Annotated in this window: 11 protein-coding genes; 3 read left to right on the top strand and 8 right to left on the bottom strand. The window is 39.4% G+C overall.

Features of this window, described 5'->3' with window-relative positions; all coding sequences use genetic code 11:
- Window positions 1–39: 39 nt before the first annotated feature.
- Window positions 40–1,938 carry a beta-ketoacyl synthase gene (locus CSC79_RS03105; protein WP_099293918.1) on the bottom strand — a complete coding sequence of 633 codons (1,899 nt, stop codon included), beginning with the start codon at window positions 1,936–1,938 and terminating at the stop codon, window positions 40–42.
- A 127-nt stretch (window positions 1,939–2,065) separates the two neighbouring features.
- Between CSC79_RS03105 and CSC79_RS03110 the strand changes: the two genes are divergently transcribed.
- Window positions 2,066–3,076 (top strand): helix-turn-helix domain-containing protein, encoded by a 1,011-nt coding sequence (locus tag CSC79_RS03110; RefSeq protein WP_099293920.1) that lies wholly within the window; start codon window positions 2,066–2,068, stop codon window positions 3,074–3,076.
- A 17-nt stretch (window positions 3,077–3,093) separates the two neighbouring features.
- Window positions 3,094–3,864, top strand: a complete 771-nt coding sequence (locus CSC79_RS03115) for an alpha/beta hydrolase (RefSeq protein ID WP_099293922.1) — start codon at window positions 3,094–3,096, stop codon at window positions 3,862–3,864.
- 7 nt (window positions 3,865–3,871) lie between these two features.
- Here CSC79_RS03115 and CSC79_RS03120 read toward each other — a convergent pair whose 3' ends face one another.
- From CSC79_RS03120 to CSC79_RS03145, 6 genes are all read right to left on the bottom strand, one after another.
- Window positions 3,872–4,387, bottom strand: a complete 516-nt coding sequence (locus CSC79_RS03120) for an MgtC/SapB family protein (RefSeq protein WP_099293924.1) — start codon at window positions 4,385–4,387, stop codon at window positions 3,872–3,874.
- Window positions 4,374–5,492, bottom strand: coding sequence for a GNAT family N-acetyltransferase/peptidase C39 family protein (locus CSC79_RS03125; RefSeq protein WP_099293926.1), 1,119 nt, complete (start codon window positions 5,490–5,492; stop codon window positions 4,374–4,376). Before CSC79_RS03125 ends, CSC79_RS03120 begins: the two co-directional genes overlap by 14 nt.
- On the bottom strand, window positions 5,492–6,886 hold the full coding sequence (locus CSC79_RS03130; protein WP_099293928.1) for a RimK family protein: 1,395 nt from the start codon (window positions 6,884–6,886) through the stop codon (window positions 5,492–5,494). The genes CSC79_RS03125 and CSC79_RS03130 overlap by 1 nt, the downstream gene beginning before the upstream one ends.
- Window positions 6,887–7,079: 193 nt before the next feature.
- Window positions 7,080–7,556, bottom strand: a complete 477-nt coding sequence (locus tag CSC79_RS03135; RefSeq protein WP_099293930.1) for a transcription elongation factor GreAB — start codon at window positions 7,554–7,556, stop codon at window positions 7,080–7,082.
- A gap of 114 nt (window positions 7,557–7,670) precedes the next feature.
- The gene (locus CSC79_RS03140; protein WP_099293944.1) at window positions 7,671–8,333 is read right to left on the bottom strand and encodes a DUF2987 domain-containing protein; all 663 of its coding nucleotides are present in this window, start codon (window positions 8,331–8,333) and stop codon (window positions 7,671–7,673) included.
- Window positions 8,326–9,135: a glucosaminidase domain-containing protein gene (locus tag CSC79_RS03145; protein ID WP_099293946.1), complete on the bottom strand. Its 810-nt coding sequence runs from the start codon at window positions 9,133–9,135 to the stop codon at window positions 8,326–8,328. Before CSC79_RS03145 ends, CSC79_RS03140 begins: the two co-directional genes overlap by 8 nt.
- A gap of 206 nt (window positions 9,136–9,341) precedes the next feature.
- On the opposite strand from CSC79_RS03145, the gene CSC79_RS03150 reads away from it, so the two are divergent.
- Window positions 9,342–10,631: an anti-phage deoxyguanosine triphosphatase gene (locus CSC79_RS03150; protein ID WP_099293949.1), complete on the top strand. Its 1,290-nt coding sequence runs from the start codon at window positions 9,342–9,344 to the stop codon at window positions 10,629–10,631.
- A gap of 101 nt (window positions 10,632–10,732) precedes the next feature.
- On the opposite strand, the gene CSC79_RS03155 is transcribed toward CSC79_RS03150, so the two are convergent.
- The gene (locus tag CSC79_RS03155) at window positions 10,733–12,889 is read right to left on the bottom strand and encodes a prolyl oligopeptidase family serine peptidase (protein ID WP_099293952.1); all 2,157 of its coding nucleotides are present in this window, start codon (window positions 12,887–12,889) and stop codon (window positions 10,733–10,735) included.
- Window positions 12,890–13,014: the final 125 nt, after the last annotated feature.

A 13,014-nucleotide genomic window follows, 5' to 3' on the forward strand; every position in this document is an offset into this window, starting at 1 on the left:
AAAGGCGCTATAAAAGCGCCTTGCCACTCAAGAATGTGCTTAAAACATATCTCGATAAGGATTAGATTTACTGAATGCAATCGCTTTTTCAAAGCCAGGAATTTGCATATCTTCGTCGGTAATAACAATTTCGTTTTCATCGATCATGCCATCACCAAAGCGGTAGATAAGCTCATACTTCCCTAAATCAGCTTGCTGCTGGTACTCTGCTTGAGCACTTTGAACAGACTTATTCGCTTTGGCATAATCACTCATAATTTGCTCACCATGACGTTTTGAGAGCATCTGCATAGTGACTGAGGGCGCAATCACTGTGGCTGTTGCATTATTTCCGCCAAAGCCTTTGGAGTTTATAAATGCAATATCCATGTCATCACATTTATAATGTTCAGTACGAATATCGAGTCGTTCAGCGTGCACATCATCAGCAACTTTATCAATTGTGCTGATCCCTGGCATGATATTATGGCTGAATACACCTAAAGCCATAGCCAGTTGGTCACCACTTGCAGGTGCAATAGTGTGGCCTACATATGCTTTAGGCGCTGCTACCTTCCAATTATCAATAGCGAATGTTTGCGCTAAACGATGGTAAATTAAAGATTCTGTCACCCGATTTTGCGGTGTACTTGAACCATGTGCCAAAATAAAACTGCGTTTTTGTACTGACTCTTGTCCTAATATACTTGACGCAAGTGCGACAGATTTGGCCATCGTAATGTAATTACCCGGGCCAGGCGCAGTAATTGACTTTTTAACACCGTCAGCATTAACAAAAACGTCCGGCACTGCACCCATGATATCAGCGCCAAGTGATAATGCTAATTCGTCATCCATTAAAATGGCGACTTGAGCACCCTCTCCTATTGTAAAACCGCAGTTTTCACCAAACGGGCGGCTTGTGCGGCGATGATCAACAACGTCAGTATTATCTAAGCGCTTTAAACCTTCTTCATTAGCTAATGCACTCATATTACCAAACCCTTCGATTATCTCGGGGGTTAGCGCACACTCAGATGAAGCCACAACAGCAACACGCGTGCGCCCTGCTTGAATATCGTTAACGGCAGCACGTAGGTTATATAAAAATGTGGCACACGCACCAGACGTGGTAAAAGTCGTTCCGACATTTCCTGTGACATATGCATTAATGAAATCTGTCGACATAGTATTTAAGCCCAATGCCAACTGTTTTGTGCTAACTCGTTCACCCTGCTGACGAGATCGAATTAAGCCGCCAAAACCTTCATCATTAACTTGTCCTGCAACAGAAGCTGAGTAGGTACCAATTTGATCGGGTTGCACGCTATTCATAATATGCTGCCAATCAAGCCCTGTTGAACGAATGGCATCAGTAGCTGCAAAGATCGTTGCTTGTAAACCTCGTGGCTGATAACGGCTATTGTACATTGTCGCAGGATCAAAACCTGTTGGTAGTTGACCCGCAGCCTTTATCGGATTGTCACGTGTACTGTTATGTTTAACTTCTAAATCAGCGGCAATAGTTACTTTTACTTTTTTACCTTCAAGCTGCTCTACCTGCCAAGATGCAGGAACAGGCTGTGGTAAATCACGTGCGCGAGTTTCAAATACAATTTTTTCATCATTTGACACACTGAGGGTCATTTTTTGTTGCCAAGGTGTGGCATCTACATCAAAGTGATTTTTCTCAATTTTTCTGATCAATGTACCTGCGATTATTTGCTCGCCAAACGTTGACTCAATCTGGTTTTGTTCAATTACTTGCCCATGTTGATCGACTAGTTGCCCTTGTTCTAATTTAACAAGACACATTAAAGTGGCAAGGCCTAAAAATGTTTCTTGGCGTGCTTTTGCATCTAAACTGTCTAACACGATACGGCGATAACCTTGATGAAATGAGGTGCGGCCTGCGGCATTGATTCCGCCCATACCGACAATAACGGGTAATGCTGTCATATTTTACCTTGAAGAAAACGTGTTAATGGATATGCCTTCAGTTTAGTTGGATACCCACATTAAAATTGTGCTTTAATAGCCAAATATCAGGCTTAAAATGCCAAAACAAACTGGTCGGAGCAATTAAGTGGACAAAAAAATAACAACCACCCCATTAAAAATTAGTTTATTGGTTTATCAGCACTTATTAATCACTAGTTTAACACTGCCAATTGAAATGCTTAGAGCGGGTGAGGCATTTGCAAAGAGCCATTTAAATAAAGGTGAATTTCGACCATTGGAAATTTACTTGGTAGCAGAAGACCCCCAGCCAATTAAAAATCGCACCGGTTTATCAATCGTACCTGATTGTACTTATGACAAAGCCCCTAACAGTGATCTCATTATTGTTCCGGGAATTTGGCGAAACCCACGCCCTGTTGTCAAAAAAAATAATGGTTTAGTAAATTGGCTTGATCAAAGCTGGCAAGACAGCAGTCAAGTTATCGGGGTTGGTACCGGTAACTGCTTGCTAGCACAGGCAGGATTACTTGATGGTCATCCTGCAACCACTCACTGGCACTATGCTGAGCAATTCAAACGAGACTACCCTAAAGTGTTGCTAAAGCCCGATTTCTTCATTACACAGTCTGAGCGCTTATACAGTGTAGCGAGCTTAAATGCGCTTGCAGATGTTATTGTTCATATTATAAATCAATATTACGGACAACAGGCTGCACAACACGTGGAGCGTAACTTTTCTCATGAAATTAGGAAGCCTTATGAAGATCAACGTTACCTTGAAGGGGCTGTTGATAAACACCCTGATGAATTGATTGCGCAAATACAATTTTGGCTAAAAAATAATTTGGCTGGTGAGCATACATTAGCACAAGTGGCAGAATTATTTGGTTTGAGTTACCGTACATTTACTCGCCGTTTTCGAAATGCAACAAATCAAAATCCGGTTGAGTATTGGCAGCAATTACGAGTACAAACGGCTAAAGAGCTGTTGGCTTCATCTAATCTTACAATCCAAGAAGTTGCTTTAGAGGTTGGTTATAACGATCAAGGGCATTTAACTCGAGTTTTTAGGAAATATTTATCGCAAACCCCTACTGACTATCGTGCCATAGTAAGACGTAAGTTATTTGGCTAAATAAATTAAGGATACATATGATAATTCAAGGAACAGGTAAACCAATTGTTTTACTTCATGGGGTCACTTCGTCTTGTTTCGCTTGGCAAGATGTTATTCCTTATTTAAGTACTGATTATAAAGTATACGCGTTCACTGCATTAGGCCACAATGGTGGAAACAAACCCACTGGTAAAATTGAGATTGACGATCTTGTGGATGACATAGAACAATTACTTGATCAGCACAATTTAACATCCCCCTATATTGTTGGTAACTCTATGGGTGGCTGGGTAGCCATTGAACTTGCTAAACGTGGTCGAGCGTGCGGTGTTTGTGCCATATCACCTGCTGGGGTATGGCAAGTACACGGCAGTGAGCAAAGACATGCACTTAAACAAATTAAATACTTATCTCGGTTATCTGCTCTTTGCCTGCCTTTTGTATCCATTTTGTCTAAAAGTGCAATATTACGCCATTTATCGTTAAAGAAAGTAGCCGTAAAAGGTGAAAAACTTACACCAAAACAGTTCAAGCAAGCGGTAAAAGATATGTGTGCATGTAGCGTTAAACACGACTTTCTCACTTCCCAAAAAGCTTTATCTGCAGCAAAACTAGGTTGCCCTATGACATTGCTTTGGCCCGCTCAAGATAAATTATTCCCAATTGATACAACGGCTAAGTCAGCGCAAAAAATGTTCCCAACTGCGAAATTTGTCACTTTGCCAAATTTAGGTCATGTTCCCATGATTGATGACCCTGAACTAGTAGCTCAAGAAATTATTTCAGCCATGGGAGATTATAAATAGATATACGTTATCTTTTCGGCGGCTTCGGTGGTTCAGCGTGTCTGTAATATCGCTTGGTATAAATTTTAACATGACGGTGCACGCCTTTACTCAAGCTTTTAAACTGAGCCTCAAGCACATCAACACCATACAAAATACCAACAACGAGCACAGATAATTTAATAGCAGAACCAGTATGCTCTGTTGCTATCATTACGCCGATAGCAGCAAGTACCCAAATGGTTGCAGCCGAGGTTACGCCAACAACAGCGCCATCTTTCGCTAACATAACACCCGCACCTAAAAAGCCAATTCCTGTAATTATTTGCCCAACAACGCGTGAATGATCAATTACATCACCCTGTAACATAAATGCAGATGCAAGAAACAAATAGGTGCCTAAAATAATCAGTACGGAAGTACGTATACCAACAGGCTTACCCCGAAGCTGACGTTCAGCACCAATAAGAGCACCACAAAAAGCAGCTGTGCCGATTGCAGTCCATGAATAAGGAGTTATATCTACAAGTTCATAAATTGTCATTATAGCTAATTGCCAATGCTGTTTTTAATCTACTTACACCAAATGCTGCCATTTTACTGAAGTCGGCTCTTGAAACTGGAACATGCTGACAATCAATGGCAAATTGTTTCTGTGTTTCGCAATACGGGTCATGAACATATAAACAGTGTTCATCGAGATGGGTTACACAGACCCAGTGTGGTGACTTTTTACCATCAAAACGATAAGTACTGATCAAAAGTAACACGGCCATCCCCTGACTAAGCCACAGTTCAATATCAGTAAGCTCAACATCTTGATAGCTAACATCAATATTTTGCTGTGCTATTTGCTGCGAAAATTGATTGTGGACAGTGTGCAAAATAGCTTTTTTACTTTCACTTCGTACTCCATCAACGAACAAAGCGTTTTGGGTATTTAACATTACAGATACAGTATATCCGCGCTTATTAGCAGCTAATGCCAACCCCAATGGGTGGCATCCACCATGCCCAGAGGTCATAAAAATGGTGGTCGCCTCTCGCCATAAATCTAGTTCTAACTGCTGAGATTGCTGTTGTGTCTGATTAACGCGTGCCATAGCCATTAATAATGCCGCCGGACCACACGTAAATTCAGTGGTTTGCTGATACCAAGGTGTTGGCGCCAACAACACTTGCGACCGAGTATCTCTAATATTTTTTTGCATTCGCAGTGCATCACTATGATCATCATAGTAATCGCTGTATTGGCCAAATACTCGGTAACCTTCACATTCATATAGAGCAATTGCTGCTTTATTATTAACAGCAACTTCTAGGCGCATATATATCCGTCCACGCATAGCTGCACTTTTCTCAAGTTCAGTTAGAAGATGCTTAGCAACGCCTTTACCTCGGGCACTAGGTTTAACCGCCAGTGAGTACAAACGAGCCAAGCGCGTGCCTTTATGGCACCAAACCAAGCCATAACCTATTATTTCTTTGTTGTGCTCAACCACCAGCATTATGCCATGCTTTGCTATAATCCAACGTTTTAAGCTTCTCGCACTCAGTCTATCTAAATAAAAACACTGTTGCTCTATATTAATTAATTCAGCCAAATCACTCTCAATTGCTACTCGCGCTGACATTGAAATATCGGCCATTAACCGCGACCTCTTGACTCTAAGCGTTGTCTAAATTCATCCATAATGATCATATAAAGCTCATCACCGAGGTAAGCATCTTCTACTTTGTGATCAATGCTTGGGTTGTCGTTTACCTCAAGAACATAAGCACGTCCTTGTTGTTCTTTAACATCAACACCGTAGAGGCCTTTACCCACGGTTTTACAAGCTTTCAATGCAGCATCTAAAACCACTTTAGGTAATTCAAATGTTGGTAATGTTTCAAAACCACCAGAGAAAAAGCGCTTAGCATCATGATTGTAAATTTGCCAATGATTACGAGCCATTAAGTAACGGCATGCATAAATTGCACGTCCATTTAACACGCCTACTCGCCAATCATATTCGGTATACATGTATTCCTGTGCCAAAACTAATGCACTAAATGCAAATAACTCAGACAATTTGGACTCAAGCTCTAGCCTATTACTTACTTTATAAACACCCTTTGAAAATGATCCTTCAGGCATTTTTAAGACCAACGGATAAGTAAAGTTTTGCTCAAGTTGTTCAATCGTCTCTTTAGTTTGTTCTGCCACTACAAGAGTTTTCAAGCTCGGTACTTTTTGATAGTTAAAGGCATCATGTAAATATACTTTGTTACAACAGCGTAAAATTGAATCAGCATCATCCATTACAACTAAACCTAAGGTTTGTGCTTTGGAGGCTAGCCGATAGGTAGGGTGATCTATAGCTGTTGTTTGACGGATAAATAACGCGTCAAATTGAGCGATGTTGCTAATTTCTTCAAGGCTTAATGCCTGTGCATAAATACCATGTTTTGCGGCTGCTTTTATAAAGCGGGCAATCGCATCTTTATCACTTGGCGGTACCTTTTCATTATGATCAACCAAGATGGCCATATCCCACCTGTAACGACGTTTAGAACCACTCATTCGCCATTGAGTTTGGGTAAATTGAGTTAGCTTGTTAACAAATACAGTTTGTTGTTCTGTCGTTAATGATGAGAGCGCTCCCTGATTGAGCTTACCCAATTCGTTAATGAATAGAATAGGCACAGGAAACAAATTAAATAGTGCTTTTACAGATTTTGCTTGATACTCATCATCCGTTTGACCGAAATATATAACGTCTTTTACATTTCTATGTTCAATAGGTGCAGAATGTCCATTGCGCAATGCATTTATCGTTTTTACACTTGGCAATACTTGATGTTTGCGTGCTTCTGCTAGCAAAGAACAATAATAGCCTTTGCTTAAATATTGGCTCGAATCACACAAGTTGATGATACGTGTTTTGGGTTCGTTATGTTTTGGGTATTCACGTAAATATGTATTAAAAGAGATGACATTTTCAAATGAGTGAGCTAAAAATTGCTCATTGTTATCAACCACAATTAAGGTTTTAAACACGACTTTTCCTAAAAGTAAGTCAAAATAATAAGTTATAAATAGAAACACCCATCATGTTAAGTTTAGGTTAGATAACACTATCACTTAACAAGATGGGTGCTTTAGCTGTTGCTATTGGCTATTTATAAATGGTTTTAAATCAACTGACCAGCAAGATATTTTTCACGTTAGGATAAGTAAAATTAATCGACGACTACAGTATTTCATCAATCACTAATAGCTGAGACTCATCTGCCATAGTGAAACTAACCTCATCGTATTTTTGTTTATTTATCAGAACATTACCTAGGGGAGATTGCGGTGTCAGAACATAGACTAACTCCCCTTTAACAGTAACCGATAAACCACCAGACATCGGGCCTAAGAAATACCATTTTCGATGCTCATTTTCATCACACACAGCCACAAGCGAGCCTAGAGACACTTTATCTTTGATAGGTTCTTTAAATACCTTTTCAAACTCAACAAGGCTTAAATGACAATCATTCACTCGCTGAGCTTGACCTTCTGCCAAATAAGCTGCTTCAAGTCCTAGCGTATCGTACTTGTTCTCGGCAATGTTCTCTTCATGAGTAGCTGCATCATGAGCCGTTTTGGCTGCAACTTGGGCAGTTGTAAGCTGCGCCTGAAGGGCAAAACGCAAATGCTCAATAATATGTGATTTATTCATTAATATTAGTAATTCGATATGTTTAATGTGGGAGTAAATTAGACAATGCTAGTAAATTGACTATTTTTAAAAGTAATGCATTGATAATCAATGCATTACTTGTCAGCTCATTTTTTACTTAGTGATCCAGGGAGTCACTTTCAGCAAAGGAGATGTCGTAGTAAACGCAGTACTATCATCCTCCCAGTCATCTGGTATAGCAACATGGCAAACAGCGTCTTTACAATTAAATGCTTTGTCATCTATGTTTACTGTTTGTGCAAAAGTGAGAACAAGACCCTTTTGATCTGGTAATAAAAAGCTCATTAATTTACTAATAAAAAAACCTGACAAATCTGATAGTAAATCATCAAACTCTGCATTTAATTGAAACATTTGGTGCTTATTCAAGTCGCCATTAGCAAACTCTCGTGCCTCTATTTGTAGTTTCAATTGACAGTCATGTTGTTCATTAATTGGTTCAATAACAATAACAGCTTTATCTTTATCTAATTGTTGATCGTAAGGTAACAACAACTGTGCTTGATCTGTATAATTAAGTGCAAATTCCTGTCGCTCCGTAATAATTCGCCCTGTTTTGATCAAACACGCATCGCCAGTTGCAATATCAGTGATATAAAAATTCACTTGGGCAAATTGGAAATCTCCTTTGTTAACCACTTTTAATCGATCATAAAATCCGTCGTATGAAACAACAAACTCCTTAGAGTGAGCGCCAGTGCTAAGCAGCGTGAAAATAACAGTGAAGGCGAAAAATATTGCCTTAAAATTATTCATTAAAATATGCCTTATTATGTTTAATCATTTGGTTTAATTCTTTTATATACTCTTCGCCTCGCTCTGAATAAGACATCAAACCATAGGTTAGTTTATTAGCGTCGAGCGGCTTTTGCTGACGACGTAAATCAGCACGTATAGTACGAAGACCTTTGTAGGCTGCATGTGTATTGAGGTTTTTAAAATATGAAGCAACACCTTGACGCACAGACTGAAAAGCAGCAACTTCATGAGCAGCGCCTGTGTTGCGCCTACTCGGTACCATGCCACAACCTTTTTTATAGCACCACTGGCCAAAAAAGTTTAAACCTATACGTGCAAAACGCGATGTTCCCCACGCAGATTCATTCGCAGCTTGCATTAGTGCCATTTCTTTTGGAATGATATCAACCCGTCTTAGTGCCTGTGTTAATGAAATTGTATTAATTAGGTCGGGTAACTTATATTGATTAAGAATTGCTTTGACTTGCTTAGTCTGCTTTTTATTAATCGGTTCATCATACTGTAGCATCATCAAAGCAATTTCCAGCGTTGCGCGTTGCTGTAATATTTTCTTATTTTCCGCTTCTACATGTGGACGAATGAAATCAAAGAAGGCTTGCTTCTTTTCTTTTACATCAGTAAAAGCACTAAATATTGGTAAATCGACGTTGTGCAGAGGTTTTTCTTTTTTCTTCACTGAAGGTTTGGTTTGTGCTTCTACCTCGGGCTCAGAAACTGGCCCCGTTGTCTGAATAAATGGGTAAAGTAACGCCCAAATAAAAAACAAACATAGTAAAAAACTAATTATGTGCTTTAGCATGTATTCTCCAAGAGATCTGACTCCGATGCATGGTTTATCCCCATGCATGCATTCTCTCTATTATACCTAAGGCACTAAATAAAGGCTAATTTGTAAAATTTGTTTTTCTTTCTATATGAAAAATATAACCTACAGGGGGATTTTTAATTTGAATAAATCCGCTACAATCGATATATAAAAACCAACGCGGTAAGTGGAATGTATTAATGGAATTAGAGTGGCAAAGCAGGATCATTAATCAGAATAAATCGAGACCAAATGACAACCGTTCACCTTGGCAAGTTGACCGCTCCCGTATAATACATGCCGCAGCATTTAGACGCCTACAAGCTAAAACCCAAATAATGGGGATAGGGCTAAATGACTTTCATCGTACACGTTTAACTCACTCCTTAGAAGTATCGCAAATTGGCAGTGGTTTGTTACGCCATTTAGAAAAACAGCACCCTGATTTTAAATACTTTCCTGATCAAAGCTTACTCGAAACATTATGTTTGGCACATGATATTGGCCATCCGCCTTATGGTCATGGCGGTGAAATAGCACTTAATTATATGATGAGAGAGCATGGTGGGTTTGAAGGTAACGCACAAACGCTTCGGATTGTATCGCGCTTAGAGCCATATAGTGACGGTCATGGCATGAATTTAACACGGCGAACATTATTGGGCTTTATTAAATACCCTGCGTTTATCGACGATTTATGGCACACCATACCAGAGCATAATCCTAATAGAGCGTTTATAAAGGCGGATGATTGGCGCCCAGCTAAAGGGCTATATCAAGATGACAAAGAAACATTTGATTGGATAGTTGCCCCATTGTCAGCAAAAGATAAAAGCAACTTAAGCCAATTTAGTAAGCTTGACTCGTTTAGATCAAAAACACGCTTTAAATCACTTGATGCTGCTATTATGGAATTAGCTGATGATATTGCTTATGCCGTACATGATTTAGAAGATGCGATTGCAACAGAACAAATTACATTAAAAGAATGGGAAAGTTATGCATTGCCTGCTCTTAAAGAAGTAAATTGCCCATGGCTAGAAACCAGTCAATTAACCGAGCGATTATTTTTAAACTCTGAAGCACAACGAAAAGATGTAATTGGTGAGTTAGTTAATTTATTTATTACACAATCATGTATTACCCCAACAGAGATTACATTCGACTGCCCTATTCTAAATTTTACTGTTGAGTTATCAAGTGAATATCAAAGCCTATTAAACACACTAAAATCATTTATTTACCAGCGTTTAATACGTGCTTCTCACATGCAACAGATAGAGTTCAAAGGGCAGAAATTGATTATTGAGTTATTTGAAGCTTTCTCATGTGATCCTCTTCGGTTATTACCAGAGACAACAGCAAATGCCTATCAGCATGCCCTTGATCATGGAATGAATACACACCGAGTTATTTGTGATTACCTAAGTGGCATGACGGATGAATATGCATTTAAAACACATCAACGTCTTTTTTCAAGCAGTAACTAAGGGAATAAGGTATGAGCGCCGTTTATTCGGTGTTATCGAATCTAAAACAGGCTTAAAATAGTTTAATAAACGCCGAAGGTATTACTCCGGCGTTTGATAACTTACAGTGACTTTATACCCATGTTATATAAGGTAAAGCCATAAATATCAGCATACTGATCAATGATCTTGCTTGTTGGTGTTCCAGCGCCATGACCCGCATTTGTTTCAATACGAATAAGGTAAGGATTACTACCCGCTCCTTTGGTTTGTAACTCTGCAGCAAACTTATATGAATGCGCAGGAACAACTCGGTCATCATGATCACCTGTTGTTACTAATGTTGCAGGGTAAGATACACCTTCTTTTACATTGTGTACTGGTGAATAACCCTTAAGATAGTTGAACATCTCTTGGCTTTGTTCACTGGTACCATAATCATACGCCCAGCCTGCACCAGCAGTAAACGTATGATAACGTAGCATATCAAGGACTCCTACCGCAGGAAGCGCGACTTTGAATAGCTCTGGGCGTTGTGTCATCACAGCGCCAACCAATAAACCACCGTTTGAGCCACCACGCAGTGCTAAGTAGTCACTAGATGTATACTTTTTCTCATTTAAGTATTCAGCTGCAGCGATGAAGTCATCAAATACGTTTTGTTTTTTCAGCTGTGTACCAGCATCATGCCACGCTTTACCGTATTCACCACCGCCACGTATATTTGCCACTGCATAGACACCACCTTGTTCAAGCCATGCAGCAATCGCAGAGCTAAACCCAGGTGTCATGCTGGCGTTAAAACCACCGTAGCCATATAAAATTGTCGGATTTTTACCGTTGAGTTTAGTGTCTTTTTTATACGAGATAATCATCGGTACTTTGGTACCGTCTTTTGATGTATAAAATACTTGCTCAGATGTATAAGCATCAGATTCAAATTTAGCACCTGATTTGCGATACACGTCAGACTCACCTGTGTTTACATCAAAAGCAAAGGTGGTGCCAGGAGTGATATAATTTGCAAACGAATAATACAGCGTTTCACTTTCTTTTTTACCACTAAAACCACGTGCAGTGCCTACGCCTGGCAAGCTAATCTCACGCACTAACTTACCGGACTTATCAAATTGCTGAACTTTAGAAATTGCATCAACCATATATTTAGCAAAGAAATAGTTGCCACCTTTTGACATGCTTAACACATTATCAGTTTGTGCAATTAAATCTTGCCATTGGTCCGGTGTTGGATTTGCTGCATCAACAGTGACCACTTTTTTGTTTGGTGCGTTTAAATTGGTAACAAGGAATAATTTACTTCCTTCATTATCAAGCAAGTAGGTATCTGACTCAGTGTGTCCTACAATTGTTTTAAGCTCACTATCAGGTTTAGTGAGGTCTTTTATAAACAGTTTATTTCCTGAAGTAGACACGCTAGCTGAAATAATTAAATAACGATTGTCAGAGGTTACAGATGCACCAATGTAGCGATGTTTCTCAGCGTCAGAGCCACCAAAGACTAACTCATCCTCACTCTGCGCTGTGCCCAGTTTATGGAAGTAAACCTTGTGCTGATCTGTTTTAGCGGATAACTCGCTGCCTTTAGGTTTGTCATAACTAGAGTAGTAAAACCCTTCATTTGCAAGCCATGAAATGCCACTGAATTTAACATCCACGAGATCTTCTTCGATTGGTTGTTTGGTTTCTGTATCAATAATAATGATTTTACGCCAATCACTTCCACCTTCTGAAATTTGATACGCAGCTAACGAACCATCTTCAGAAAATGTAAGGCCTGACATTGAAGTGGTACCATCTTCACTAAACGTATTTGGGTCTAAGAAAACCTCAGCCTCAGCGTCGCCTAACTTACGATACAGCACATATTGATTTTGCAAACCATCGTTTTTGTAAAAGTACGTGTATTTACCTTCGACGAAAGGTGCAGTGACCTTTTCATAATTCATTAATTTTTCAAGGCTTGCTTTCAATTTGTCACGATAAGGGATGTTTTCAAGGTATGAAAAAGTCAGCTCGTTTTGAGTTTTAACCCATTGAGCGGTTTCTTCACTCATATCATCTTCTAACCAGCGATATGGATCAGCTACTTTCTCATCAAAATAAACGTCTACAACGCTCCCTTTTTTAGTTTCAGGGTATTTTAATGACTGTTCAGCAGGTGTTTCAGTTTTGGCATTATTTTCAGTTGAAGTAGTAGGTGCATCAGTACACCCTCCAAGCGCTACAATGACTGCGCAAGCTAAGACGTTTTTTAACATGGTATCTTCTTTTTTGATTATTAACTTAATCATGCACGTTATTTAGTAACCGAGGTGTTGTCTAGTCTAATGCGACAAGTGCACCTGTATACTGTAAAAATATGTAAACCTTTACAAATAAAACG

The sequence above is a fragment of the Pseudoalteromonas sp. 3D05 genome (genome assembly GCF_002723455.1).
GTDB lineage: Bacteria > Pseudomonadota > Gammaproteobacteria > Enterobacterales > Alteromonadaceae > Pseudoalteromonas.